The following is a 25,147-nucleotide window of genomic DNA, read 5'->3' as shown; positions in this document are numbered from 1 at the left end:
TCGCCCTGAGCTTGTCGAAGGGCCGTTCTTTCTTCGCGCCGCCGGAAAAAGGACGGTGCTTCGACAAGCTCAGCACGAACGGAAGAGAGGGATGCGTTTTCCTTCGCTCGACACAAACGGAATGTGGGGGCTAGACACGCCCTAGCCATGCGACCCGAGATACTCAATCCGCTCTTTGCCGCGCTCACCGACCTCAAGGGCGTCGGACCGCAGCTTGCCAAGCCGCTGACGCGGTTGGGGCTCGAGCGCGTCGTCGATGTGCTGTTCCATCTGCCGACCGGATTGATCTCGCGCTTTCCCATCGACCGGCTCGATCAGGCACAGGCCGGGCAGACGATCATCGTCGAGCTAACCGCCCAAGACTATCGCCCCGGCCGCTCGCCGCGTGCGCCCTTCGGCGTCGAAGCGTTCGACGGTGCGGGCGATCATGTGCGGCTCGTCTATTTCGGGCGGACGTCGGGGCTCGCGCGCAAGCTGTTTCCGCTCGGCGAGAAGCGCCGGGTGTCGGGCCGCCTCGATCTCTATGGCGACATGCGCCAGATCGTGCACCCCGATCAGGTCGTCGAACCCGGCGACGAGGCGGGGATTGCCGAGCATGAGCCCGTCTATCCGCTGACCGAGGGGCTGACCAACGCGCGGCTGTCGCAGCTGGGACAGGTCGCGCTCGAACGGCGGCCCGAGCTTGCCGAGTGGATCGACGCGCCGCTGCTCACCAGCCGGAACTGGCCGGCATGGAACGAGGCGATGGAGCGCGCGCACGCCAGCCCGCGCGACGAAGCGGCGCGCGACCGGCTCGCCTATGACGAGATTTTCGCAAGCCAGGTCGCGCTGATGCTGATCCGGCAGGGGCTCCGCACGCGTAAGGGCCGTTCGATCGTGGGCGACGGCCGGCTCACCGATGCGCTGAAGCTGCCGTTCGGGCTGACCGGCGCGCAGGAACGTGTCGGGCGCGAGATTGCGGGCGACATGGCGCAGGATACGCCGATGCTGCGCATGCTGCAGGGCGATGTCGGGTCGGGCAAGACGCTCGTCGCGTTGCGCGCGATGCTCGCGGCGGTCGAGGCGGGGACGCAGGCAGCACTGCTCGCGCCGACCGAAATCCTCGCGCGGCAGCATTTCGCGACCTTGCAGCGGATGCTCGGCGGGCTGCCGGTGAATCTTGCGATCCTGACCGGGCGCGACAAGGGCAAGGTTCGCGAATCGACGCTGATGGGGCTCGCCGACGGCAGTATCGACATCCTCGTCGGTACCCATGCGATTTTCCAGCAGGCGGTGACGTACAAGGATCTGGCGCTTGTCGTCGTCGACGAACAGCATCGCTTCGGCGTCGCGCAGCGGTTGATGCTCACCCAAAAGGCGGCGCGGCCGCCGCACCTGCTCGTGATGACCGCGACCCCGATCCCGCGCACGCTGCAACTCGCCAATCATGGCGAGATGGACGTGTCGAAGATCGACGAGATGCCGCCGGGGCGCACTCCGGTCGATACGCGCGTGATCTCGCTCGACCGGCTCGACGACGTCGTGGACTCGCTCGACCGCCACCTTGCGACAGGCGCGCAGGCTTATTGGGTGTGTCCGCTTGTTGCCGAAAGCGAAGGGAGCGAACTCGCCGCCGCCGAAGATCGCGCGGCCTTGCTTCGTGAGCGGCTCGGCGAAAAACGTGTCGGTCTGGTGCATGGGCGGATGAAGGGTCCCGAGAAGGACGACGTCATGGCGCGCTTCCAGGCGGGCGAGATCGGCGTGCTTGTCGCGACGACGGTGATCGAGGTCGGGGTCGACGTGCCCGCCGCCAGTTTGATGATCATCGAGCATGCAGAGAATTTCGGCCTCGCACAGCTTCATCAGCTCCGCGGCCGTGTCGGACGCGGCGCGGCGAAGTCGGTCTGCCTGTTGCTCCGCTCACAAAATCTGTCCGAAACCGCGCGCGAGCGGCTCGCGTTGATGCGCGACACCAACGACGGTTTCGTGATTGCCGAGAAGGATCTGGAACTGCGCGGCGGCGGCGAGCTGCTCGGCCTTAAACAGTCGGGCGATGCCGATTACCGGCTCGCAACGGCCGAACAGCTCGTCCGGCTACTGCCCGTCGCACATGACGATGCCCGGCTGTTTGTCGAACGCGATGGCGGAATGGACGGCGTGCGGGCCGAAGCGGTGCGCCTCTGCCTCTATCTGTTCGAGCGCGATGCGGCGGTGCCGCTGCTGCGAAGCGGTTAGTTGACGTCGCCCCGCGCGCCCATGGCGCGGATCATCGGTAGATAATCCTCTACCGAGATCGACTTGTCGAACTGCACACCGGTCTTGCCGCCGAGCGACCAGACAACCTTTGCCGCGGTGCGGCCGATGATCGGCATGCGGAATACGACGAGGTCGCCGATCTCCAGCCCGCGTTCGAAGCGCATCAGCATACCATCGGCGCTGATATTGACGCAGGTGCACATTTCCTGTCGTCCATCGGGCATGACGAAGGGCAGGCGGCAATAGACGTCGCTACGCGGAGCGATCCGCTGGTCGAGGCCGACATAATGGGCCTTGCTGGTGTCGATCTTGCGCATATTCGTGGACCTTGTTGATTTGGCCATGAACGATCCATCCGATTGCTGAAAAAGTCGTAAACGCTTCTCTGCGCGTTACCGCGTCACAAGACCATGTTTTTTTGACCCGAGGCTCAGTGGAACGGCTTCGGCGCCGGGCTGGATCAGGTGCTGCGGGTCGCGAACGACCGTGCCGTCGACCTTCACCGCGCCCTCCTCAAGCTTGCGGCGCGCCTCCTTGTTCGACGCTGCGAAGCCCAATTCGCGCAGCGCATCGACGACGCTGATGCCTTCGGCGGGCGCGACGGCCTGCGGAAGGTCGCCACCGATCTGTCCCTTTTCAAAGGTTTGCGTCGCGGTCTCTGCAGCGGTCTTCGCGGCGTCCGCGCCGCGGCACATCGCGGTCGCTTCGTTCGCGAGGATCTTCTTCGCCTCGTTGATCTCCGCGCCTTCGAGCGCTTCCAATCGCGCGATCTCATCGAGCGGCAGGTCGGTGAAGAGCTTCAGGAACTTGCCGACGTCGCGGTCGTCGCAGTTGCGCCAATATTGCCAATAGTCAAAATGGGACAGTTGTTCGGGATTAAGCCAGACCGCGCCGGCGGCGGTTTTGCCCATTTTGGCTCCCGCCGCGGTCGTCAGCAGCGGAGTCGTGAGGCCATAGAGATCGGCGCCGTCCATGCGGCGGCCGAGTTCCATACCGTTGACAATATTGCCCCACTGGTCCGACCCGCCCATCTGCAGGCGGACATTCATGTCCTTCGACAGGTGACGGAAGTCGTAGCCCTGCAGGATCATGTAATTGAATTCGAGGAAGGTCATCGGCTGTTCGCGATCGAGCCGCAGCTTGACCGAATCGAAGGTCATCATGCGGTTGATCGTGAAATGCGTGCCGACTTCCTGCAGCAATTCGATATAGCCGAGCTTGCCGAGCCAGTCCTGATTGTCGACCATCACCGCATCGGTCGGCCCGTCGCCGAAGTGCAGGAACTGCTGGAATATGCTGAAGATCGAAGCGATGTTCGCGGCGATCGTCTCGTCCGACAGCATCTTGCGGCTCTCGTCGCGCCCTGTGGGATCGCCGATCCGCGTTGTCCCGCCGCCCATCAGCACGACGGGCTTGTGCCCCGTCTGTTGCAGGCGGCGCAGCATCATGATCTGGACGAGGCTGCCGACATGCAAGCTGGGTGCGGTCGCGTCGAAGCCGATATATCCCGGGACAACCTGTTTCGCGGCAAGCGCATCGAGCCCTTCCGCGTCGGTCGTCTGATGGATATAGCCTCGCTCGTCGAGCAGGCGCAGCAGGTCGGATTTGTAACTGGTCATAGCGGGCGGGCGCTTAGCATGGGGTTTGATATTTGGATAGCATGCGCAAAGAGCTGATCTGTCATCCGGCGACTCCGGGCAAGGCCGTGCGCGGCGTTGCGGTCGAGGTCAGCCTGTCGTTCGACGACGGCTTTGCGCTGCGCTTCATCGTCGACGGCGCGATCTCCGCGTTGGTGCTGCCCGACGGGCAGGGCGAACTCGTCATCGCGGACAGCGCGACCGATGGCCTGTGGGAAAGCACCTGCTTCGAAGCCTTCCTGACCGAACAGGGCGAGCCCGATTATACCGAGTTCAACTATTCGCCCGACGGCCGCTGGGCCTGCTACCAGTTCGACGACTATCGCTCGCTGCTCCGCACCGACGATCTCGCGCCATGGGAAATGGCGGCGGAGAAGGGCGAGCAAAGCTATGCGCTGCGCGTCGAACCCGGCATCTTTCCCGATAATGGGGCCAAGCTCGCGCTGTCGGCGGTGATCGAGGAACTCGACGGCACCAAAAGCTATTGGGCGCTCGCGCATCCGCCGGGCAAGCCCGACTTCCATCATCCCGATTGCTTTGCGCTCACGCTTGGGGCACCCGACGCGGCATGACAGTAAACTTCGGCATCGACCGCCTGCTCGCCGACCCGGCGCTTCGCAAACCGCTCGAAGGCAAGCGCGTCGCGCTGCTCGCACACCCCGCCTCGGTCACCGCCGACCTGACGCATAGTCTCGATGCGCTTGTTACCGCGGGGCTCGATATCACCGCGGTATTCGGACCGCAGCATGGCGTGCGCGGCGACCTTCAGGACAATATGATGGAGTCGCCCGACTTCACCGATCCGACCTATGGCATGCCGGTGTTCAGCCTCTATGGCGAGGTGCGGCGCCCGAGTGGCCAGTCGATGCACACCTTCGACGTGATGCTCGTCGACCTGCAGGATCTCGGTTGCCGCATCTACACCTATGTGACGACCCTGCTCTACATCCTCGAAGCCGCGGCGCAGCATGGCAAGGCTGTGTGGGTGCTCGACCGGCCCAATCCGGCTGGACGCCCCGTCGAGGGCACGCGGCTTCTGCCCGGCTGGGAAAGCTTCGTCGGCGCCGGGCCGATGGTGATGCGCCATGGCCTCACGATGGGCGAGATCGGGCACTGGTTCATCCGCCACTTCAACCTCGACGTCGATTATCGCGTGATAGGCATGGAAGGATGGGATCCGAAAGGTCCCGGCTTCGGCTGGCCAATGGACCGCGTGTGGATCAACCCCAGCCCGAATGCTGCCAACGTCAATATGGCACGCGCCTACGCCGGAACGGTGATGGTTGAAGGCGCGACGCTCAGCGAAGGTCGCGGCACGACGCGCCCGCTCGAACTGTTTGGCGCGCCCGATATCAACGCCAAGGCGGTGATCGCCGAAATGCAGCGCCTCGCGCCGCAATGGCTCGGCGGGTGCAAGCTGCGCGATATCTGGTTCCAGCCGACCTTCCACAAACATGTCGGTCAGCTCAACAGCGGGGTGCATATCCATGCCGACGGACCCTGGTACGACGATGACGCGTTCCAGCCGTGGCGCGTGCAGGCATTGGGCTTCAAGGCGATCCGCGGCCTCTATCCCGACTATCCGATCTGGCGCGGCAAGGATTTCAAATATGAATACACCGACGATGTGCTCGCGATCGACGTGATCAACGGCGGCCCGGGTCTGCGCGAGTGGGTCGACGATGCGGGGGCGACGGCGAGCGATCTCGATGCACTGGCGCAGCCCGACGAGGCGGCGTGGCGTGAAGAAATCGCCGATCTGCTGATCTACTGACGAAGGGGACGATGATGCACCGACGGCAATTTCTCGGCACCGCCACGCTGGCCTGCTTAGCCGCGGCGCTGCCCGCATCGGCGTTCGCCGCCGATACCGCGGGGCTCCCCAACCTTGCAGCCAAGGCGGTGCCGATCGGCAAGGCCGAGCGCATGGCGCGGATCGCCAAAGCGAAGGAGTTGATGCGCGCGAACGACATCGGCGCTTTGCTGATCGAGCCGGGATCGAGTCTCATCTATTTCACCGAGGTCGAATGGTGGCGCAGCGAACGGCTGACCGCCGCGGTGCTGACGCGCGAGGGCGAGGTCGCGATCGTCACCCCCTTCTTCGAGGAACCTTCGGTGCGCGAGAGCCTGGGCGTCGAGGCCGAGGTGCTGACGTGGAACGAGGACGAGAACCCGCTCGCAGCGGTCGCGGCGTGGCTCGGCAAACGCGGGCTGACCAAAGGCAAGATAGGCGTCGAGGAAACGGTGCGCTATTTCGCCGTCGACGGGCTCGAAAAGGCGATGCCGGGCGTGACCGTGGTCAACGGCGCGCCGGTCGTGCGCGGTTGCCGGATGCACAAGTCGCCCGCCGAGATTGCGTTGATGCAGATCGCGGCCGACATCACGCTCGCCGCCTATCGCCACACCGCGCCGCGCGTTGAAGCCGGAATGACCCCCGCCGATATCGGCGCGATCATGAAGGCCGCGACCATCGCGCTCGGCGGGCGCAGCGAGTTCGAGTTGATCCTGCTCGGCGAGGCAAGCGCCTATCCCCATGGCAGCGGCAAGCCGCAGGCGGTGAAGGATGGCGAGGTCGTGCTGATGGACTGCGGCGCGACGGTGCATGGTTATCAATCCGATATTTCGCGGACCTTCGTCTACGGCAAGGCGAGTGCGCGCCAGCGGCAGGTCTGGGACCAGATGCGCAAGGGACAGGATGTCGCCTTCGCCGCGGCCAAGCTCGGCACGCCGGCGGGCAAGGTCGACGATGCGGTGCGCGCTTATTATGAGAGCCTCGGCTGGGGGCCCGGCTACAAGCTTCCCGGCACCTCGCACCGCACCGGCCACGGCATCGGCCTCGACGGACACGAGCCGGTGAACCTTGTGCATGGCGAGACGACGAAGCTGGCGCCCGGCATGTGTTTCTCGAACGAACCCGGCATCTATATCCCCGGCGAGTTCGGCATAAGGCTCGAGGATTGTTTCTACATGACGGACAGTGGCCCGAAGTGGTTCAGCGAACCGCCGCCGTCGATCGACAAGCCGTTCGGCTAAGGGGTCTTCTTTTTCCAGACGATGAACCTGGCGTTGTCGGTGGATGCCGTCGCGGCGATCATTTCGGCGTGATCGAAGCCGGGTAATTTCGTGATCCGTTCGAGGACCGGGGCTTCGCCCGTCGCACCCTGCGGATATGCCAGATTCGGCCGACCATCGGGCCCAAGGAACATCCACCAAACATCGCTTCCCCACGGTCCACTGTCGTTGGTCTCGATAATAATTCCGGCGATATCGGATAATGGGCAAGCCATTCTTTCACCCTTGCCGTCGGTAACAGCCAACACGTCATCGTCAATGACCACGACCCAGCGAGCTTCGGGGTACAGCGTGGGCGTGCCCTTTTCTGCAGTGGGGTCCGGCGCCTTCGGTCGCTGGACGAGGCTGACCAGTACGAACGATATGATCATCAGCAGATACCAACTGCCGAGCTTTTCGAGCCCGACCATGTGCCAGCCGTCGTTTTGGCTCGGATAGGTCCATGCGCGCGCAAAGGTTCCGATATTCTCGGCGAACCAGATGAACAGCGCGACGAGGCCCCAGCCGACGAGCAGCGGCATCCGGCGATAGACGTGGAGCGGGCGGAACCACACCTGACAGCGCCAGAAGAGCAGGGCGGTCGCGGCGAACAGCAGCCAGCGGATGTCGTAGAGCCAGTGGTGCGCGAAGAAATTGACGTAGATTGCCGCGGCAAGAAGATAGCTTGCCCAAATGCGCGGATAACCCGTGTAGCGGAAGTCGAAGATGCGCCAGACGCGCGCGATATAGCTGCCGACCGCGGCGTACATGAAGCCCGAGAAGAGCGGCACCGCGCCGATGTGGAGCAGGCTGGCCTCGGGATATTGCCACGATCCCGCGGCGGTCTTGAACAATTCCATCACCGTGCCGACGATGTGGAAGATCAGGATGACCAGTGCTTCCTTCGGCGTCTCAAGCCGGAAAGCGAGCATGCCGAGCTGGATCAGCACTGCGCCGATCGTGATCGCATCATAGCGATGGAGCGGTGCACCCTCGGGCCAGAAGAGATGCGTGCCGAGCAACAGCGCGAGCATCAACCCGCCGAACAGGCACGCCCAGCCCTGTTTGAAACCGAAGACCAGAAATTCGAGGAACCAGCCGCGCGGCCCCGGCTCGACCGCCATCGCCTCCAGCCGTGCGCGGACGGCGTGAAAGCGGCTGTGGCCGCGCGCCGCGCGCCCATTGGGTTCAGACATAGATGGCGACGTAGGCGATCAGTGCCGCGGCAGGCAGCAACAGCGCCTGCGCGAGGATCGTACCGGCGAGGCGGCTCAGCGAGATGAAGGTGATCGCGCGGCGGAAATCGGCCTCGTCGACTTTGCCCTCGACCGCATCGTCGGTCATCACAGACAATTGCGGGTCGATGAAGGCAAAGAGCAGGATCGTCGCAAAGCCGTTGATCAGCGCCGAAAGCTGCGATGCCGTGACGCGGAATTCGGGCGCGAGATAGCCGGCGTAAAGCGAGGCGACGACGCCGACAGCGAGCAGCGATTGCGCGAGGCAATTGGCGATCAACACGCCCCAGCCGATCCCCTTCGGCATCTTCCAGCTTTTGAGATGCGAAAGGCTGGGGATGGTCAGCGACCGGCCCAATGTGCGCAGGCCGCTCGGGCTTGCGGCCTTGATCGCGAGTTTCGTCGTCGAACGGTTGTTCTGATACCAGCCGATCGCGGTGGCGAACATGCGCTGCCCGGTGGGGACGAGCAGGATGCCGATCAATGTCGCGACGCTCGCTGCGGCGAGCACCAGTTGCATGTCGATGAACAGCGATGCGCCGCTGCCGTCATGGATACGCGTCTCGATGCGCTTGGCGAGGAAGGGGCCGAGAAAGCTGTTCGACGTGCGCGAGAAGAGCACGAGGATGTTGAACAGCGCGAACGACATCGCGATGCGCCGTGTGCGGACCCCGGCGATGCGCGCGGCATAGGCGAGCGCACCGATCAGGTTGATGAAGCCGGTGAGCAGCAGGATGGTGACGAGGGGGAGGTCGATCATCTTCGCGCCCCTAGCGCCCGCCCACGCCGCGTCAATGCTTTCGCGTCAGCTCGCGCATCGCATCGTCCAGTCCGGCGAGGGTCAGCGGATACATGCGGTCGTTCATCAGCTGTTTGATCAGCTTCACCGACTGGGTGTAGCCCCAATGCGCCTCGGGCACCGGATTGAGCCACACCGCGGCGGGATAGACGTGGGTGATGCGCTGAAGCCACACCGCGCCCGATTCCTCGTTGAAATGTTCGACGCTGCCGCCCGGATGGGTGATTTCATAGGCCGACATCGATGCGTCGCCCACGAAGATCACCTTATAGTCATGGCCATATTTGTGGAGGATATCCCACATCTGGTGGCGTTCGGACCAGCGGCGCTTGTTGTCCTTCCACACGCCTTCGTACGGGCAATTGTGAAAATAGAAGAATTCGAGATTCTTGAACTCGGTCGTCGCGGCGCTGAACAATTCCTCGCAGAGCTTGATGAACGGGTCCATCGATCCGCCGACGTCGAGGAACAGCAACAATTTGACCGCATTGCGCCGTTCGGGGCGCATCTTGATGTCGAGCCAGCCCTGCCGCGCGGTGCCGTCGATCGTGCCCGGAATGTCGAGTTCGTCCGCCGCGCCTTCGCGCGCGAACTTGCGCAGGCGGCGCAGCGCGATCTTGATGTTGCGGGTACCGAGTTCCTTGGTGTTGTCGAGGTTCTGGAACTCGCGCTTTTCCCAGACTTTCAGCGCGCGCTTGTGCTTGCTCTCGCCGCCGATCCGCACGCCCTCGGGATTATAGCCCGAATTGCCGAAGGGACTGGTGCCGCCGGTGCCGATCCACTTGCTGCCGCCCTCGTGGCGCTTCTGCTGTTCCTCGAGCCGCTCCTTCAGCGTCTCCATGATCTTGTCCCAGTCGCCGAGCGATTCGATCGCGGCCATTTCCTCGGGCGTCAGGAATTTCTCGGCGACCGCCTTCAGCCAATCGGCGGGAACATCGACCGGGTTCTGGCCATAGTCGGAGATGATGCCCTTGAAGACCTTGTTGAACACCTGGTCGAAGCGGTCGAGCAGGCCCTCGTCCTTCACGTAAATCGCGCGCGACAGATAATAGAATTGCTCGGGGCTGCGATCGATCACCTCGCGGTCGAGCGCCTCCAGCAGCATCAGATGCTCTTTCAGGCTGGCGGGAATGCCCGCGGCGCGAAGCTCGTCGAGAAAGCCGAAAAACATGGGGCAGGGGTATCGCGTTCGGGCGGTCGGCGCAATCACTTTACGTTCACGGAAAGCGGCATCCTGATCCGGCCTTGTGTATTATCGGAATAAAACCCCTTGCCAAGTATGCGCTACAAATGTAGCACGCTACAAATGTAGCGCATGAGGTGAGTCGCATGTTGTCCAGTTTGCCGCCGCGGGAACGCGAAATCGTCGATATCCTTTACGAGCGCGGTGCGTCGACCGTCATCGAGATCGGTGAAGCCTTGGCCGACGAACTTTCGGGTTCGGCGATCCGCGCGATGTTGAAGCGCCTCGAGACAAAGGGCTTTGTCGCACGCGAACAGTCCGACCGCGGTTTCGTCTATGCGCCGAGCGTGTCGGACAAGACCGCGCGCAAGTCGGCGCTGAGCCAGGTCGTGCGCGTCTTCTTCAACGGATCGGCAACGAGCGCCGCCGCGGCGCTGCTCGGCATGCAGGACGAAATGAGCAATTCGGAACTCGACGAACTCGAACAGATGATCGCCAAAGCGCGCGAAGGGAGAGGGTGATGCTGACCACCGCGATGTTGCTGGGCCTTGCCTGGAAATCCGTCATTGTCGCCGGGCTGACGCTGGTGCTGCTGCGCCTCGCGCGCTGGCGCTCGGCAGGTGAGCGGTCGATGATCGCGCATGCGGGCCTGATGGCGCTGCTCGCGCTGCCGGCCGCCATATTGCTGCTGCCGCAATGGGCGCCGCTGCCCGCGGCATGGTCTTTCGAACCCGCCGTGCCGATCGTGCAAACGGCAACAACGGGGGGATCGGTGATCGATCCGGCACCCGCCGCGACGTCAGTCCCTGTCGTGGTCGATGGTGCCGGGTCGACGCCGATCGTCTTTTCGTGGAGCGACCTTGCTCCCTTTCTCTATCTTGTCCCCCTCCTGCTATTATCTGGAGTGATGGCGCTCGCGGTGGTGCGGCTGTTCGCGATGCGCGGGCGCGCGGAGATTTTGGTCGAACGGTCATGGCTGTCGGCGCTCGCCGAAGCGCAGCGGCGCATGGGGTTCAAGCATGGCACCGCGCTGCTGGTCAGCAACGAATTGCGCTCGCCGATCAGCTGGGGCGTGCTGCGCCCGACGATCGTGCTGAGCCCGAAGGCGGTTGCCGCGGCGGGTGAGGCCGAGGCGATCATCGCGCACGAACTAGCGCATGTCGCGCGTCTCGACTGGGCGAAACTGCTCGGCGCGCGCGTCGCCTGCGCGGTGTTTTGGTTCAACCCGCTCGTGTGGATGTTGGCGCGCGAAAGCCATCAATTGCGCGAGGAAGCCGCCGACGATGCGGTGCTGATGGCCGACATCAACGGCCCCGATTATGCAACGCTGCTGGTCGGCGCGGCCCGGCACGACAATCAGGGCGCGCTGCTCGCCGCGCATGGCGTTGCGCCCGGCAAGGACAGTTTGAAGCGCCGCATCACGCGCGTCCTCGACGGCAGCCTGAAGCGCGGCCCGGCGAGCGCGAGCTGGATGCTGATGAGCCTGGTGGTGCTCGCGGGGGTCACCGTGCCGCTCGCCGCCTTCTCGGCGACGGCCAAGCCCGCGGCGACGGCGGACGTCCGCTCCGCTGTCGCCTCGACGACGAGGGAGGCAACGACCGTCACCTCGCGGTCCGCTGCAGCCGCAAAGGCGGTTGCGACCGATGACGCCGCCACCGCCGCAGCAACATCGAAGACGCTGAGCGCCGAGCAACTGGTCAGCATGCGCGCGGTCGGCGTGACCCCCGAATATGTCGCCGAGATGCGCCAGCATGGCGGATCGCTGGACGCCGACGATATTATTTCGGCGAAGGCGAGCGGGATCGATCCGGCCTATATCGCGCAGATGCGCGCCATCATCCCCAACGCCGATTTCGACGATCTGGTCGGCGCGCGGCATGTCGGGGTCAACGCAGCCTTTGCCCGCGATATGAAGTCGCATTTCCCCGACATCGGGGTCGACGATCTGGTCGCGCTGAAGGCGATGGGCGTCGACTGCGATTTCGTCACCGATATGCAGAAGTCGGGGGTGAAAATGCGCGATGCCGACGATGCGATCGAACTGCGCGCGACGCGTGGGTTCCGCCCCGTGAAGCCTCGTCCCGCGGCGGCTCCGCGACCCGTGACGAGGGCTGTCCGTGACGGAAATGTCGCCGTCGTCGATATGGAACGCGGCGTGATCGAAGCGCGCCGTGCCGACGGCCGCACTGCGCGGGTCGAATTCCCAGCCATGCCGGAACCGCCCGAGCCGCCCGTCCGCGACTGACGCCCGGACATTCGTCCGCAGCGACCGACGATTAATCGAAACCTGATTCAAAATTGCCGCTGCGGCGGCGAGCGATGACGCTCGCCCGGCGCACGGAGGGAGGAGTGCACCAAATGAAAGCCCTGTTACTTGCCGGCGGCGCCGCGCTGCTGTCCGTCCTCGCCTGTTCGGCGCCGACCGCCGCAGCCGACCCGCTTGTGCTGAGCGACGTCAGCTGGGTCGCAGAGCCCGCGAACGGAAAGAAGGGGGCGCCGCGCGTCCGCATCCAGCACAAAAGATCGAGCAGCGATCAGTCGTTTGACGGCTCGCGTCCCTATTTCGCCACAGCCGAAGCCGCACTGGGCCGGAAGACGCCCGGGCCGGTGAGCTTTACAGTGACGCATGGCGCGGGGACGCTGTCGTGCACCGGTACACTGACCCGCGCATTCGAGGGCAGGGGAGAGTGCCGCTTCACCTCCGATCCCGCGTTCGAACGCGAATTGAGCGCGCGTGGGCTCGCGCCCGACCGGCGCTCGACCCTGCTGGCGATGCTGATGGTCGATGCGACGATCGAGCTGGCCGACGGGCTGGCGAACGAGGGTGTGCGACCGAAGGATGCCGACGATCTGATCGCGGCGGCCGCGCTCGATGTGCGGCCCGAATATGTGCGTGACCTGAAATCGGAGGCGCTGGTGCTGACCGACGTCGAGGATGCGATCGCGTGCAAGGCGCTTGGCGTCGACGGCGCCTATGTGCGCGGGCTTGCTGCGGCGGGATACCGGAAGCTGAGCGCTGACGACGTCGTCGGCATGAAGGCGATGGGCGTGACGGGCGAATATGCGCAGGCGATGAATCGTGCGGCGGGGGGAATTTCCAAGTGAAGCGATGGATCAGCCTGACTGCGGTCGCGGCCGCGCTCTCGACGCCTGTGTCGGCGCAGGAAACGGCGGCGCCGACCGGCGATACGCCGCCGCCTGCACCGACCGAAGTGCCGGCGGGCGGGATCAGTAGCGCCGCGCGGCAGATCTATACGGCCGCCGACTTCGCACGCTACGCGCCCAACAACGCGTACGATATGCTGATCCAGGTTCCGAGCTTCCAGATCCGCGATAACGAGAATCTCCGCGGGCTGGGGCAGGCGACGGGCAATGTGCTGTTCAACGGCGAGCGGCCGTCGAACAAGGCCGACGACATGTACACCCAGCTGTCGCGCATCCCCGCGAGCAATGTCGAGCGGATCGAGATCGTCGACGGCGCGACGCTCGATATTCCGGGCCTGTCGGGGCAGGTGGCCAATATCGTCTATCGCGCCGATGCCTTTTCAGGGCAGTTTTCATGGAAGCCCGAATTTCGCGCGCACTACACCGACCCGCTGTTCACCCGCGCCGACGTGTCGGTGCGCGGCCGCACCGGTGCGATCGAATATGAGGTCGCGCTGAACAATGACGATTCCGCCCGCAGCGGGGCGGGCGGCCCGACTTTGATCTATGACGGGGCGCGCAATGTCATCGAGCGGCGCAAGGACATCTGGAACACCCATTATGACACGCCGAAACTGTCGGGGCGGATTACTTGGGATCCCGCAGGCGACACCGTCGCCAATCTCGGCGGTCATTATCAGCGCAAATATGACCGCTATTATGAGGATGGCGTGCGGACCGGCCCGGGGCTGCCCGACCGTATCCGTACCGTGTATGAAAATGCCGACAGCTGGAATTATGAGGTCAGCGGCGATTATCAGTTCGGCTTCGGCCCCGGAAAGCTGAAGCTGATCGGCCTCAGGCGCTTCAGCCACGAGCCCTACCGTCAGGAGATCGTCACGACTCCCGAGGGCGGCATCGCGACCGGCGACCGCTTTGCGCAAACCGGCGACATCGGCGAGACGATCGGGCGCGGCGAATATCAGTGGAAGATGTTCGGGGGCGACTGGCAATTGTCGGGCGAGGCGGCGTTCAACACGCTCGACAATGTCGCATCGATCGCGGTGCTGGGTCCAACGGGGGAATGGATCGACCAGCCCTTCGAGGGCGGCACCGGCGGGGTGAGCGAAGATCGTTACGAAGGCCTGCTCAGCTTCGGGCGCAAGCTGACCGACAAGCTGAATTTTCAGATCATCGCCGGCGCCGAACATTCGACGATCACCCAGACGGGGATGAACGGGCTGACGCGCAGCTTTTTCCGGCCCAAGGGCTCGATCTCGCTCGCTTGGACGCCGTCGCCCGACTTCGACGTGTCGGTGAAGCTGCGGCGACGCGTGCTCCAGCTCAGCTTCTACGATTTCCTCGCGCGGGCCTTCCTGAACGACGGCAACCAGAATGAGAGCAATAACGACCTCAGGCCGCAGCAGGATTGGACCTATGAGGCCGAGATCAACAAGAAGTTCGGCGCGTGGGGCTCGACCAAGGTCATCCTGATCTATCGCGATGTCGAAGACCGCGTCGACGTGATCCCGATCAGCACCAATGGCGAGGCGGTGGGCAATATCGCAAAGGCGAAGGCGGGCGCGATCGACTGGACCGCGACGATCAATCTCGATCCCGCCGGGATCAAGGGGATGCGTCTCGAACCCCGGATGCTGTTGCAGAAAAGTTCGCTGCGCGATCCGTTCACCGGCGAAAAGCGGCAGTGGAACGGCTTTACTGACACGGTGATCAGCCTGGGCCTGCGCCACGATATCCCGGCCAGCGACTGGGCGTGGGGCGGCGATGTCGAATATGCGCATTATCAGCCCAATTATCGCCGCACCCAGGTCGACAAGGTCTGGGAAGGGCCGGTCTGGGCGTCGGTTTTTGTCGAGCACAAGGATGTGCTGGGCCTGACGGTGCGCGCGTCGGTCCGCAACATCGCGAATGCGCGATCGAAGCGCGACCGGACAGCCTATACCGGAGTTCGCGGCGAAAGCCCCGTCAGCTTCATCGAGGAACGCGACCGGCTGATCGGACCGATCTTTTCCTTTTCGGTGCGCGGAAAGTTCTGACCCGCTAAGGGAGTATGATGGTGGCGCGCCGGATCAAAATATACTTCGACGGCGGCTGCCGGCCCAATCCCGGGAAGATGGAAACCGCCGTTGTGACCGGAGGCGCTGCGACGGTCGTCCGTGACGCGGGGATCGGCAGCAGCATGGACGCCGAGTGGCTGGCGCTGATCGCGGCGCTGCGGCTTGCGCAGGAGCTGAAGCTGACCGATTTTATCCTCCTCGGCGATGCGGCGGCGGTCGTGGCACAGGCGAATGGCGATGTGCGCGCTCGGGGTGGAGGCGCGCGCCATTTCGCCAATTTCCAGGCCCTCGTCGGCGAAGGGCCGATGCCGCGCATCCGGCATATCAAGCGGACGCAGAATCTGGCGGGGATCGCGCTGGCGGGCGCGGCGGCAGACTGTTAATTTTCATCACTACTTGTTAAGTGCCGGTCTCTAGTCAGGGCAATCCGACGGGAAGACCAGAGCGTTGAAACAGACCTATCCCTTGCCCGTGCATCACAGCTGGCCGCTCTATGAGCGCGACCGTTTTTTCGAGCTGGGGCAAATCCACAGCTGCGACATGGTCGATCCGGTGCCGGATATCACGCATATCGTGGGATCGGCGCGGCTGGGGCAGATGCGGCCGGGCGTGTGGGAGTGCGACCTTCGCGACAACAACCGGTTAAGTTGGTCGGGCGAGGTTTACGACATTTTCGGCATCCCGCGCGACGCGGCGATCACGCGTGAGGACGCCGCCGCACGCTATTGCGAAGGGTCGCGCGCGGCGATGGAGAAATTGCGCGCCTATGCGATCAAGCACCGTCGCGGCTTTACCCTCGATGTCGAAATCCAGCCCGCCGCAGCGCAGCGCCGTTGGATGCGGTTGATCACCGCCCCCGTTTGCGCGGGGGAGCAGGTGATCAAATTGCAGGGTCTGAAGTTCCTTGTGCCGGGCGCGCACGACTAATAAAATCGGGGCCGGGCGGATCGGCCGGGCCTGAGAAACTACCGTTCTGGCAGCAAGTGGTGCGGCCGCGGTTGACGTCATGCCCCCTTCGACGCAGCGATATATGACAGACGTCGGGGGCGCCAAAGGCCCCGCTGCGCCTGATTCTTCCGTCATTCCCGAAGGCATTTGCCCCGAATATGAAGTTTTTTAATCGGTTTGCGTCGACCGCGCACGATATGGCCATCGATCTGGGTACAGTTAACACCGTCGTTTATGTGCGCGACAAGGGCATCGTCCTCAACGAACCGTCGGTCGTTGCGCTGGAAACGCGCGACGGCGTCCGCCGCGTCAAGGTCGTCGGCAACGAAGCCAAGCCGATGATGGGCAAGACCCCCGGCAATATCCAGGCGATCCGCCCCTTACGCGACGGTGTGATCGCCGACATCGACGTCGCCGAACAGATGCTGAAGCATTTCATGGACAAGGCGCAGGGCGGTGCGAGCCGTTTCATGCAGCGTAGCCATGTCGTGATTTGCGTGCCGTCGGGATCGACGATGGTCGAGCGCCGCGCGATCCGCGATGCCGCGAGCAATGCCGGCGCGGTATCGGTTCGGCTGATCGAGGAATCGCTCGCCGCTGCGATCGGCGCCGGATTGCACGTCACCGAGCCGAGAGGGGCGATGGTCGTCGACATCGGCGGCGGCACGACCGAGGTCGCGGTCCTGTCGCTGAGCGGCGTCGCGTACAGCAATTCGGTGCGTGTCGGCGGTGACAAAATGGACGAGATGATTTCCTCGTCGATCCGCCGCAAACATAATCTGATGGTCGGCGAAATGACCGCCGAGCGCGTCAAGCTGACGATCGGATGCGCGACGCCGCCCAAGGGCGACGGGATGTTCATGGGCGTGAAGGGCCGCGACCTCGTGACCGGTCGCCCCGCCGAGGTGCAGGTGACCGAGGCCGAGATCGCGGAGGCGCTGGTTGAGCCCGTCGGACAGATCGTCAGCGCGGTGCGCGCTGCGCTGGAGCAGACGCCGCCCGAGCTGTCGGCCGACATCATCGACGAAGGCATCACGCTGACCGGCGGCGGCGCGCTGCTGCGCAGGATGGATCAGGCGATCGCGCGTGCGACGGGGTTGCCGGTCGTCGTCGCCGACGATGCGTTGATCTGTGTCGCGATGGGCGCCGGGCGCGCGTTCGAGGACCGCGCCTATCATGGCGTGCTGATCGCGGGCTGAGCGGCGTTCAGGCGTAGGCGTCGATCGCGGCGAGGTATTTTGCCTTGTCCGCTTCGCTCAGGAACGAGCCCGTAAAGCTGTTGCGTGCGAGCGTGAGCAGGTCGCTCTTCGACAGATCGAGCGCGTCGGCGACCGCCAGATAATTTGCGTTCACATAGCCGCCGAAATAGCTGGGATCGTCGCTGTTCACTGTCGCGCGGAGCCCGCCGTCGAGCATCGTCCGGAGCGGATGGTCGGCGATGTCGCCTACGACGCAGAGCTTCAGGTTCGAAAGCGGGCAGACGGTGAGCGTCATGCCTTCGGCCGCGAGGCGCGCGACGAGCGCGGGGTCTTCGAGGCTACGATTACCATGGTCGATGCGGTCGACCTTGAGCAGGTCGAGCGCCTCATGGACATAGGCAGGCGGCCCTTCCTCGCCGGCATGCGCGACGATCTTGAGGCCAAGGCTGCGCGCGCGCGCGAAGACGCGTTCGAATTTCGCGGGCGGGTGGCCGACCTCCGACGAATCGAGGCCGACGCCGTCGATGCGACCGAGGTAAGGCAAGGCTTCGTCGAGCGTCGCCTCGGCCTCGGCTTCGCTGAGGTGGCGGAGGAAGCACATGATCAGTTTCGACGTCATACCGTAGCTTGCCGTCGCATCGTCGAGCGCGCGGGTGATGCCCGCGATGACGGTTTCGAACGCGATGCCGCGCTCGGTGTGCCCCTGCGGGTCGAAGAAGATTTCGACGTGGCGGACCGTGTCGGCATGCGCGCGCGCGAGATACGCGGCGGTCAGGTCATAAAAGTCCTGCTCGGTGTGGAGCACGCCCATCCCCTGATAATAGATGTCGAGGAAATCCTGGAGGTTCGAGAAGGCGTAAGCCTCGCGCACTTCATCGACGCTGGCGAAGGGGATGGCGACATGGTTGCGCTGCGCCAGTTCGAACATCAGTTCGGGTTCGAGCGACCCTTCGATATGCAGGTGGAGCTCGGCCTTGGGCAGCGCGGCGATGAAGGCGGCGCGTTCTTCTGTCGACGCAAAACCATTAGCCATCGGACTGGCCTCCCTCGCGCAGGATGATCGCCGCTTCGGGTTTATGACGCCGGATTTCCTCGACCGTCAGCCCGTCGACCTCGTGCGGGAAGATCAGCCACTGATCGGTTTCGCGGACGAAGAAATCGGGCTTGAGGTCGGTGACGTTGCGTCCCGGCTTGTACCAGACGGTCGCGATGCGGATGTCGCGCGGCATATTGTTGCGACAGCGCGCCCTGAGTTCGGCGATGAAGGCGCGGATGCTCCGCCCGCTGTCAAACACATCGTCGATGATCAGCAGCCGATCCTCGGGGTTCAGCGTATCGATCAGATAGCCCAAAGCGAAGACTTTGACGTGCGCATCCTGCTTGTCGATACCGTGATAGGAGGAGGTGCGGATTGCGATGTGGTCGCAGTGTTGGCCGTGGTAGTCGAGCAGTTCCTGCACCGCGATGCCGACCGGGGCGCCGCCGCGCCAGATGCCGACGAGGTGCGTCGGTTTGAAGCCGCTGTCCAGAACCTGCATGCCGAGCCGGAAGGAGTCGGCGAGCAGGTCGTTCGCGCTGATGAAGATCTTTTCGCCGCTCATGGCGCAGGCCTAATCGCGCGGGCGGGGCGGGGCAAGGCGGGATCAACCCATTGACCCGCCGTTAACCATTGCCCGTCATAGCTTCGCGATCATTCAGGGACGTGGGCAAGCCAATGAAATATGATCCGATCAACCCGGCCATGCAGATGCTCGACCAGTCGGTTGCGAGCGACTGCGGCGAGCTTGCCGTCGGGTGCAGCGATGCCGCAGGGCGGATCAAGCTCGCGACCGACCAGATGGATCGTCAGATCGGCGAACTCGGGCGGCTCGAGGAATATGTCATCAGCCTCGAGGCCGACCAGCGTCAGATCGCCGATTCGACCGACGAAGCGAAGATCCTGTCGGCGCGCGCTTGCGAACAGCTCGACACCGGCGCCGAGCGCGTCAACGCCGCGGTCACCGAATTTCGCGCCGTCATCGACCTCGTTGCGCGGCTCGGCACGCATGTCACCAATTTTGCCGCAGTGATGGAGCAGGTCCAGCAGGTCAGCCAGTCGATCGAGTCGATCGCCAAGACCACCAACATGCTCGCGCTCAACGCCGCGATCGAGGCCGAGCGCGCGGGCGACGCCGGCCGCACCTTTGCCGTCGTCGCCGCCGAGGTGAAAAAGCTCGCGCAGAATACGCGCGGCGCCACCGATGAAATCCGCCGCAGCATCGGGAGCCTTGCCGCCGAGGCGAGCGGGCTCGTGACCGAAATCCAGTCGGGGGTCGAACAGTCGAGCCGCGCCGAGGCGCAGTTCGAAACGATCACCGATGCGCTGCACGACGCGACGCATCTTGTTGCGCTGCTCGACGACCAGAGCGACCGCATCGCGCAGTCGAGCGCGATGGTCCATGCCAATGGCGCGAAGGTGCGCGAGGCGCTCGATAGCGTCGTCACCTCGGTGCGCGACAATAGCTCGACCTTGGTCGGCACGCGCGATTCCATCCTGTCGATGGAGCATGTATCGAACCGCATGTTCAACGCCGTGATCTCCGCAGGCGTCAGCCCACAGGATTCGGCGATCGTCGCACTGGCGGCGAAGGTTCGCGACGAATTTGTCGGGCTGGCCGAACGCGCGGTCGCAGAGGGCCAGCTGTCGATGGAGCAGCTGTTCGACACCAATTATGTGCGCGTGCCCAATTCGAATCCCGAACGTTTCCGCACGACGCTTTGCGACTGGGCCGATGCCAACTGGCGCCCGCTGTTCGACCGCATCGTCGCCAGCCATCCCGAGATCAAGATGTCGTCGGCGGGCGACATGAACGGCTTCCTGCCGACGCATATCACCGATTGCTCGCGCGCGCCGACGGGCGATCTGGAGCATGACACCGCGCATTGCCGCAACGGGCGCCTGCTCTATGACGAGACCGACGCCGCGGCGAAGCGCAGCACCGCGCCCTTCTTCATGACGGTCTATCGCCAGGAAGGCGACGGGATCAATTATCTGACCGTGCGCAACGTCTATATGCCTGCGGTGATCAATGGCCGCCGCTGGGGCGACGTCGAGGTTGCGTACCAGCTTTAAGCGGCCGTCTCGTCTCCATTCGTGTCGAGCCCTTCGACTGCCTTGCAGCCGCTCAGGATAAACTTCCGGCGTTCGCCGGAAATCGAGACACCCATCGCGATAGCGCCAAGCCGAGGGGCATCTCGACTTCGCGCGATGCGAACGGGATTGGATAGGCGGTTGCTTTGCCTCAGTTACCCTGACGGCGCGCCATGAAGGCGAGCTTTTCGAACAGCATCACATCCTGCTCATTCTTGAGCAGCGCGCCGTGGAGCGGCGGGATCGCCTTGCCGACGTCGCGGTTCTGGAGGACTTCGAGCGGCATATCCTCGTTGAGGAGCAGCTTCAGCCAGTCGATCAACTCGCTGGTCGACGGCTTTTTCTTGAGCCCCGGCACTTCGCGCACTTCGTAGAAGATATCCATCGCGCGGCTGACCAGCGTCTTCTGGATGCCGGGGAAATGGACGTCGACAATCGATGCCATCGTGTCGCGGTCGGGGAATTTGATATAGTGGAAGAAACAGCGGCGCAGGAAGGCGTCGGGCAGTTCCTTTTCATTGTTCGACGTGATGACGACGATCGGGCGTTCCTTGGCGACGATCGTCTCGTCGGTCTCGTAGACGTGGAACGCCATGCGATCGAGCTCCTGAAGCAGGTCGTTCGGGAATTCGATGTCGGCCTTGTCGATCTCGTCGATCAGCAGGACGGGGAGCTTGGGCGAAGTGAACGCCTCCCACAATTTGCCCTTGCGAATATAGTTGCGGATGTCGTGGACGCGCTCTTCGCCGAGCTGGCCGTCGCGCAGGCGCGCGACCGCGTCATATTCATAGAGGCCCTGTTGCGCCTTCGTCGTCGACTTGATGTTCCAGGTGATCAGCGGCGCGTCGAACGCCTTGGCAATTTCCTCGGCGAGCACGGTCTTGCCGGTGCCGGGTTCGCCCTTCACGAGCAGCGGGCGGCGCAGCAATGTCGCGGCGTTGACGGCGACCTTCAGGTCGTCGGTGGCGATATAGGCGCTGGTACCTTCGAAACGCATCGGCTCGCGGCCTTTCCCTTAACGTGAACGTCAAGCAGGCATAGCTGGAGCGTGAGGGCGGTGCAAGACGTCTCCCCTCCCGCTTGCGTGAGGGCTTAGGGGTGCGCGCGGCTGGCGGCGCGTGCCGCCATCAAATCCCAGAGGCCGCTGTGCTGGGTGATCAGCTGCTGCGCGCCGAACACCATTGCGCGTTCGACCGCGGGTGTGTCGGCGACCGTGGAGGCGAGCCGTGCGGTGTCGCGGAGGTCGGGGAGGGTGCAGGTCGGCGGCGTGAGGTCGAGTCGCTGCGCGCTGATGTCGAGCAGGACGCGGATCGTCCGCCAGTCGAGCGTCAGCGCGATCGCGGCACCGACGGCGCAGCCGTGGCGGTCCGACTCGGCGAGCATGTCGATCGCCTTGCGCTGCGCGGCGACCGCGGCTTCGCATTGCGCTTGGCCTTGGGTGCTCGGTACCGGGCCGACGGCGGAAGCGATCTTGGTCAGGAAGGCGCGTTCCTGGACGAAGGCATCGGCGGCTTCGCTCATCCACTGGCGCGACGCGGGGTCGACCGCCTTGCGCGCGGCATTGTCGATCACGCCGGGATAGCGGCCGTGGAGCAGGCAGAGGAAATGGACGGCGTCGGCGAGGTTGCGCATCGCATCGGGACCGTTCGACAGCGCGCCCGAACGGACATGCGAATGCGCGCCGGTGCCGTCGCTGGCGACCAGCGAATCGAGCATTTCGGCGACGTCGCGTGTCTGTACCTGGGGCTGGGTCGACTGGCTCAACGCTTGATCCTCGCTGTGGCAGGGGCGCTCGCGCCCAAGCCAATGGAATTACAGCGATCGGTCATAAGCCCACGTCGTAAACGTCGCGTTTATAAGCGGCGTTTGATTTGTGACATGAGTGTTTCAGTCAGGGACAAACATGGGCCGCGGACGCAAAGGGACCGGCAAACCCCGGGGAAGGTTTGCCGGTCCCATCGATTTGGCGCCGGGGGGACGCCATTGGAGCGGAGCGGCCGGACGCAAGGGAGAGGGAGTGTCCGGCCGGCCCTGCTCAAGCTGCGAGTGCGAGTTCTTCGGTCTTGTCCGCCTGCGGTGCGGCGACTTCGACCGCGCTCGGCGCGGTCTGGGCCGTTGCTGCCTTCTTGGCAGGGAAGATCAGGCGCGAGGCCAGAACGACCAACCCAAGGGCGAAATAGCCGATGAAGGTCTGGGCCGGGAAGAAGAAGAGCGGCGCGACAAAGGCGAGGCGCAACCACAGCGGGTTGAAGCCGAAATCCTGGCCAACGGCCTCGCAGATACCGAAGAAGGTGTCGCGGCGGCGGAAGAGGTTGGTCGTTTCGTTTTCCATCTTTTTTGTCTTTCCCTTGGGCGGCGGGCACTGCCCCGCGCCGATGCACAATGCATCGCAAAGGTCGTGCCAATTTTTGCGAGCCCCAGATTTCCGAGCTTTTTTGTGTCAGCCGCGTTGGGCCGCCTGCTCTGGATCGTGAATCAATTCCCAACGAGTGGGAATGATTGCCATTTGATGGGTGGCGCCTGAACGGTTCATGAAGCCCTCCCATCGCATCGACGGGCGCTATCTGGGGCAGGAAGATGAAGATTTAAAGAAGGCGGGACGAAAAAATTGTGCGGCGCAGCATCGCTGCAAGGCGTTGGCCTGCTTTACGAAATCGGGCGATGTGGGGCGCCTGCTCCGGCGGGTCGCACGAAAAACATCGCCCCCGCGACGCATGCGCCGAACAGCAGGCACTCGATGCCCGACGTGGCCGCGCTGCTGACCGGTCCGAAACCGCTTTCGCCGAAGAGCGCACCGATCGCGTCGAGCCGGAAGCGCGATTCGGGAAAGCGTTTGAGCAGGAAGTCGAGGCTGCCGCCGAGAAAGGTCCCGCCCAGGAGCGAAATGGCGACACCCGACAGGCCCGCCACCACCCCGCCGATAGCAGCGCTCCGTGCCAAGCTGAGCGCGTGATGGCGCGCCATCCATGCGGCGAGGCCGACCGCCGCGCCGAGGATCAGTCCTTCGGGTGCACCGGTCATGTCGCCCGGCGACTGGCCGAGCAGCAAGGCGAAGGCGTCGAGGCCGACAAGCTTTGCGACCCCGCCGGTCACAAAGCCCCCGATCGCACCGCCCATCATGGTCCATTGCCAGCGGTCGCCGCGCGCGAACTCTGCGGCCGCCAGTCCGGCGCCAACACCGACGCCCGCAACCAGCCCCACAATCATGTTGATCGCGAGCAGGACGAACAGCGCCGATGTGGCGCCTGTCGCGGGGCCGGCGCCGATGCTGAGGCCATAGAAGAGGCCGCCGAGCACCCCGGCGATGCCGCCACCCACCGTCGCCGCGGCGCCGACGAACAGGAAACGCCGCCAGCGGTCCCTCGCGGGCGCGATGGCACCAGCCGGAAGCGGGGAGGCGGCCCCCGCCCCGACCGTGCCGATGAAACGATAGCCATGCTTGGGGACCGTCTCGATCAGATGCGGCCGGCTCGCATCGTCGCCGAGCAGGCGGCGCAGCGTCCGAATGCATTGGGTGAGCGCTTCGTCGGTGACCGGCACGCCGCGCCAGACCTCGTCCATGAAGCGATCCTTGGTGACGAGCCGCCCGCGTTCGCGCAGCAGCAAAGTCAGCGCATCGAAATAGCGATTGCTGAGTTCGACGGACGTGCTGCCCCGGCGGAGGCTGCGATCGGCGGGATCGACCGTGAAATCGTCGAACTGATAGCGGTCCGGGTTCATTTTCCAGCAAAATCTCACGAACTGCTCATGCCGCTCATCGGCCGGCAGCAGAGGGTAGAGCCTCACATATCGAAGGAGGCAAGTCCATGGTGAGCGATGCGAAAATGGGGTGGAATTTCTGGCGCGTGGCGCGCTGGTCGATCGCGGCGGCGCTGCTGTTGACCCCGGCCGTGATGATGCAGGTCAGCAACGAATGGAATTGGGGGCCAGCCTCTTTCGTGCTCGCCGGGATCATGATCTGCGGGCCGATCCTCGTCTATGAGCGCACCGCGCGCCTGTGGCCGAGCGTCGCCTATCGCGGGGGCGCCGCGGTGGCGCTGGTCGTGTCTTTCCTGATAATCTGGATCAACCTCGCGGTCGGCATCGTCGGCGAGGATAATCCGATCAATTTCAGCTTTTTCATGCTGATCTTTGCGTCGGCCATCGGGGCGTTCGCTGCGCGGTTCCAGCCGGACGGCATGGCGCGCGCGATGCTCGGCACCGCGGCGGTGCAGATGCTGCTCGCGATTGCGATAGCGACGGCGCCCTCGACGCAGCGCGAGCCCGGCGGCGCGGTGAGCGTGCTCGTCCTGTGCGGTTTTTTCGCAGGGCTGTGGCTGGTGTCGGCGGCGCTGTTCCATAAGGCCAGCAAGGCCACGGGCGAAATTTGAGCGGAGGAAAGGCGGCAACCGACCGATCGCGGCCGTCTCTTTCATCGTCACCCCGGACTTGATCCGGGGTCCCGCTTGAGATCGAAGGCGGTAAGTGCGTCAAAAAGCGGGATCGCGGATCAAGTCCGGGATGACGAA

At 64.3% G+C, this 25,147-nt stretch carries 23 protein-coding genes and 1 pseudogene; 13 read left to right on the top strand and 11 right to left on the bottom strand.

Features of this window, described 5'->3' with window-relative positions:
- Positions 1-147 precede the first annotated feature (147 nt).
- Positions 148-2,214, top strand: a complete 2,067-nt coding sequence (gene recG / locus GGC65_RS07915; protein WP_192646656.1) for an ATP-dependent DNA helicase RecG — start codon at positions 148-150, stop codon at positions 2,212-2,214.
- On the opposite strand, the gene GGC65_RS07910 is transcribed toward recG, so the two are convergent.
- Together GGC65_RS07910 and tyrS are read right to left on the bottom strand one after the other, a co-directional pair.
- Positions 2,211-2,552, bottom strand: a complete 342-nt coding sequence (locus GGC65_RS07910; protein ID WP_192646655.1) for a PilZ domain-containing protein — start codon at positions 2,550-2,552, stop codon at positions 2,211-2,213. The two genes, recG and GGC65_RS07910, sit on opposite strands and share 4 nt — an antisense overlap.
- Before the next feature lie 75 nt (positions 2,553-2,627).
- Positions 2,628-3,854, bottom strand: a complete 1,227-nt coding sequence (tyrS, locus tag GGC65_RS07905) for a tyrosine--tRNA ligase (protein WP_192646654.1) — start codon at positions 3,852-3,854, stop codon at positions 2,628-2,630.
- 41 nt (positions 3,855-3,895) lie between these two features.
- Here tyrS and GGC65_RS07900 point away from each other — a divergent pair, with 41 nt between their 5' ends.
- From GGC65_RS07900 to GGC65_RS07890, 3 genes are read left to right on the top strand one after another with little or no spacing between them, the layout of a single operon-like run.
- A complete protein-coding gene (locus GGC65_RS07900) occupies positions 3,896-4,444 on the top strand; it encodes a DOMON-like domain-containing protein (RefSeq protein ID WP_192646653.1) in 549 nt (182 codons plus the stop codon).
- Positions 4,441-5,646 (top strand): exo-beta-N-acetylmuramidase NamZ domain-containing protein, encoded by a 1,206-nt coding sequence (locus GGC65_RS07895; RefSeq protein ID WP_192646652.1) that lies wholly within the window; start codon positions 4,441-4,443, stop codon positions 5,644-5,646. Before GGC65_RS07900 ends, GGC65_RS07895 begins: the two co-directional genes overlap by 4 nt.
- A 14-nt stretch (positions 5,647-5,660) precedes the next feature.
- Positions 5,661-6,905, top strand: a complete 1,245-nt coding sequence (locus tag GGC65_RS07890; protein ID WP_192646651.1) for a M24 family metallopeptidase — start codon at positions 5,661-5,663, stop codon at positions 6,903-6,905.
- 365 nt (positions 6,906-7,270) lie between these two features.
- Here GGC65_RS07890 and GGC65_RS07885 read toward each other — a convergent pair.
- From GGC65_RS07885 to GGC65_RS07875, 3 genes and pseudogenes are all read right to left on the bottom strand, one after another.
- Positions 7,271-8,119 (bottom strand): annotated as a pseudogene (locus tag GGC65_RS07885) (DUF817 domain-containing protein); the annotation flags it as partial.
- A complete protein-coding gene (locus GGC65_RS07880) occupies positions 8,112-8,918 on the bottom strand; it encodes a lipid II flippase Amj family protein (protein WP_192646650.1) in 807 nt (268 codons plus the stop codon). The gene GGC65_RS07880 and the pseudogene GGC65_RS07885, both read right to left, overlap by 8 nt.
- A 31-nt stretch (positions 8,919-8,949) precedes the next feature.
- Positions 8,950-10,128, bottom strand: a complete 1,179-nt coding sequence (locus tag GGC65_RS07875; RefSeq protein ID WP_054730936.1) for a vWA domain-containing protein — start codon at positions 10,126-10,128, stop codon at positions 8,950-8,952.
- Between the two features lie 158 nt (positions 10,129-10,286).
- Between GGC65_RS07875 and GGC65_RS07870 the strand changes: the two genes are divergently transcribed.
- The 7 genes from GGC65_RS07870 to GGC65_RS07840 all read left to right on the top strand — a co-directional run bounded on the left by GGC65_RS07870 (position 10,287) and on the right by GGC65_RS07840 (position 17,509).
- A complete protein-coding gene (locus GGC65_RS07870) occupies positions 10,287-10,661 on the top strand; it encodes a BlaI/MecI/CopY family transcriptional regulator (RefSeq protein WP_192646649.1) in 375 nt (124 codons plus the stop codon).
- Positions 10,661-12,385 (top strand): M56 family metallopeptidase, encoded by a 1,725-nt coding sequence (locus GGC65_RS07865; protein WP_192646648.1) that lies wholly within the window; start codon positions 10,661-10,663, stop codon positions 12,383-12,385. Before GGC65_RS07870 ends, GGC65_RS07865 begins: the two co-directional genes overlap by 1 nt.
- Before the next feature lie 113 nt (positions 12,386-12,498).
- Positions 12,499-13,245, top strand: coding sequence for a hypothetical protein (locus tag GGC65_RS07860; protein ID WP_192646647.1), 747 nt, complete (start codon positions 12,499-12,501; stop codon positions 13,243-13,245).
- On the top strand, positions 13,242-15,341 hold the full coding sequence (locus GGC65_RS07855) for a TonB-dependent receptor plug domain-containing protein (protein ID WP_318780137.1): 2,100 nt from the start codon (positions 13,242-13,244) through the stop codon (positions 15,339-15,341). The genes GGC65_RS07860 and GGC65_RS07855 overlap by 4 nt, the downstream gene beginning before the upstream one ends.
- Before the next feature lie 77 nt (positions 15,342-15,418).
- Positions 15,419-15,745, top strand: a complete 327-nt coding sequence (locus GGC65_RS07850) for a reverse transcriptase-like protein (protein WP_225940721.1) — start codon at positions 15,419-15,421, stop codon at positions 15,743-15,745.
- Between the two features lie 64 nt (positions 15,746-15,809).
- Complete coding sequence (locus tag GGC65_RS07845; RefSeq protein ID WP_225940720.1) at positions 15,810-16,289, top strand: hypothetical protein; 480 nt, start codon at positions 15,810-15,812, stop codon at positions 16,287-16,289.
- A gap of 179 nt (positions 16,290-16,468) precedes the next feature.
- The gene (locus GGC65_RS07840) at positions 16,469-17,509 is read left to right on the top strand and encodes a rod shape-determining protein (protein WP_192646645.1); all 1,041 of its coding nucleotides are present in this window, start codon (positions 16,469-16,471) and stop codon (positions 17,507-17,509) included.
- A gap of 7 nt (positions 17,510-17,516) precedes the next feature.
- On the opposite strand, the gene GGC65_RS07835 is transcribed toward GGC65_RS07840, so the two are convergent.
- Both GGC65_RS07835 and GGC65_RS07830 read right to left on the bottom strand, forming a co-directional pair.
- A complete protein-coding gene (locus GGC65_RS07835; RefSeq protein WP_192646644.1) occupies positions 17,517-18,542 on the bottom strand; it encodes an adenosine deaminase in 1,026 nt (341 codons plus the stop codon).
- Entirely contained in the window at positions 18,535-19,110 is a 576-nt protein-coding gene (locus GGC65_RS07830) for a phosphoribosyltransferase (RefSeq protein WP_192646643.1), read from the bottom strand. Before GGC65_RS07830 ends, GGC65_RS07835 begins: the two co-directional genes overlap by 8 nt.
- Before the next feature lie 113 nt (positions 19,111-19,223).
- Here GGC65_RS07830 and GGC65_RS07825 point away from each other — a divergent pair, with 113 nt between their 5' ends.
- Positions 19,224-20,621 carry a methyl-accepting chemotaxis protein gene (locus GGC65_RS07825; protein ID WP_192646642.1) on the top strand — a complete coding sequence of 466 codons (1,398 nt, stop codon included), beginning with the start codon at positions 19,224-19,226 and terminating at the stop codon, positions 20,619-20,621.
- Between the two features lie 169 nt (positions 20,622-20,790).
- Here GGC65_RS07825 and GGC65_RS07820 read toward each other — a convergent pair whose 3' ends face one another.
- The 4 genes from GGC65_RS07820 to GGC65_RS07805 form a co-directional block, all read right to left on the bottom strand.
- Complete coding sequence (locus GGC65_RS07820) at positions 20,791-21,636, bottom strand: AAA family ATPase (RefSeq protein WP_192646641.1); 846 nt, start codon at positions 21,634-21,636, stop codon at positions 20,791-20,793.
- Between the two features lie 95 nt (positions 21,637-21,731).
- Positions 21,732-22,403, bottom strand: coding sequence for a DUF6975 family protein (locus GGC65_RS07815; protein ID WP_192646640.1), 672 nt, complete (start codon positions 22,401-22,403; stop codon positions 21,732-21,734).
- 271 nt (positions 22,404-22,674) lie between these two features.
- Positions 22,675-22,971 (bottom strand): PspC domain-containing protein, encoded by a 297-nt coding sequence (locus GGC65_RS07810; RefSeq protein WP_192646639.1) that lies wholly within the window; start codon positions 22,969-22,971, stop codon positions 22,675-22,677.
- 314 nt (positions 22,972-23,285) lie between these two features.
- Positions 23,286-24,359, bottom strand: a complete 1,074-nt coding sequence (locus tag GGC65_RS07805; RefSeq protein WP_192646638.1) for a winged helix-turn-helix domain-containing protein — start codon at positions 24,357-24,359, stop codon at positions 23,286-23,288.
- 89 nt (positions 24,360-24,448) lie between these two features.
- Here GGC65_RS07805 and GGC65_RS07800 point away from each other — a divergent pair, with 89 nt between their 5' ends.
- A complete protein-coding gene (locus tag GGC65_RS07800; protein WP_225940719.1) occupies positions 24,449-25,009 on the top strand; it encodes a hypothetical protein in 561 nt (186 codons plus the stop codon).
- Positions 25,010-25,147: the final 138 nt, after the last annotated feature.

This window comes from Sphingopyxis sp. OAS728 (assembly GCF_014873485.1).
Classification (GTDB): Bacteria; Pseudomonadota; Alphaproteobacteria; order Sphingomonadales; family Sphingomonadaceae; genus Sphingopyxis.
Note: the sequence above shows the minus strand (reverse complement) of the source record. Positions and strands in the feature narration are given on the sequence as shown.

Excerpts from the sequence above, each read along its gene's own strand:
- GGC65_RS07865 (WP_192646648.1), top strand. The coding sequence starts at position 10,661 with ATGCTGACCACCGCGATGTTGCTGGGCCTTGCCTGGAAATCCGTCATT.
- GGC65_RS07890 (WP_192646651.1), top strand. The coding sequence starts at position 5,661 with ATGCACCGACGGCAATTTCTCGGCACCGCCACGCTGGCCTGCTTAGCC.
- GGC65_RS07835 (WP_192646644.1), bottom strand. The coding sequence starts at position 18,542 with ATGGCTAATGGTTTTGCGTCGACAGAAGAACGCGCCGCCTTCATCGCC.
- GGC65_RS07830 (WP_192646643.1), bottom strand. The coding sequence starts at position 19,110 with ATGAGCGGCGAAAAGATCTTCATCAGCGCGAACGACCTGCTCGCCGAC.
- recG (WP_192646656.1), top strand. The coding sequence starts at position 148 with ATGCGACCCGAGATACTCAATCCGCTCTTTGCCGCGCTCACCGACCTC.
- GGC65_RS07805 (WP_192646638.1), bottom strand. The coding sequence starts at position 24,359 with ATGAACCCGGACCGCTATCAGTTCGACGATTTCACGGTCGATCCCGCC.
- GGC65_RS07870 (WP_192646649.1), top strand. The coding sequence starts at position 10,287 with ATGTTGTCCAGTTTGCCGCCGCGGGAACGCGAAATCGTCGATATCCTT.
- GGC65_RS07910 (WP_192646655.1), bottom strand. The coding sequence starts at position 2,552 with ATGCGCAAGATCGACACCAGCAAGGCCCATTATGTCGGCCTCGACCAG.
- GGC65_RS07810 (WP_192646639.1), bottom strand. The coding sequence starts at position 22,971 with ATGGAAAACGAAACGACCAACCTCTTCCGCCGCCGCGACACCTTCTTC.
- GGC65_RS07875 (WP_054730936.1), bottom strand. The coding sequence starts at position 10,128 with ATGTTTTTCGGCTTTCTCGACGAGCTTCGCGCCGCGGGCATTCCCGCC.
- GGC65_RS07895 (WP_192646652.1), top strand. The coding sequence starts at position 4,441 with ATGACAGTAAACTTCGGCATCGACCGCCTGCTCGCCGACCCGGCGCTT.
- tyrS (WP_192646654.1), bottom strand. The coding sequence starts at position 3,854 with ATGACCAGTTACAAATCCGACCTGCTGCGCCTGCTCGACGAGCGAGGC.
- GGC65_RS07880 (WP_192646650.1), bottom strand. The coding sequence starts at position 8,918 with ATGATCGACCTCCCCCTCGTCACCATCCTGCTGCTCACCGGCTTCATC.
- GGC65_RS07860 (WP_192646647.1), top strand. The coding sequence starts at position 12,499 with ATGAAAGCCCTGTTACTTGCCGGCGGCGCCGCGCTGCTGTCCGTCCTC.
- GGC65_RS07825 (WP_192646642.1), top strand. The coding sequence starts at position 19,224 with ATGAAATATGATCCGATCAACCCGGCCATGCAGATGCTCGACCAGTCG.
- GGC65_RS07820 (WP_192646641.1), bottom strand. The coding sequence starts at position 21,636 with ATGCGTTTCGAAGGTACCAGCGCCTATATCGCCACCGACGACCTGAAG.
- GGC65_RS07840 (WP_192646645.1), top strand. The coding sequence starts at position 16,469 with ATGAAGTTTTTTAATCGGTTTGCGTCGACCGCGCACGATATGGCCATC.
- GGC65_RS07850 (WP_225940721.1), top strand. The coding sequence starts at position 15,419 with ATGGAAACCGCCGTTGTGACCGGAGGCGCTGCGACGGTCGTCCGTGAC.
- GGC65_RS07900 (WP_192646653.1), top strand. The coding sequence starts at position 3,896 with ATGCGCAAAGAGCTGATCTGTCATCCGGCGACTCCGGGCAAGGCCGTG.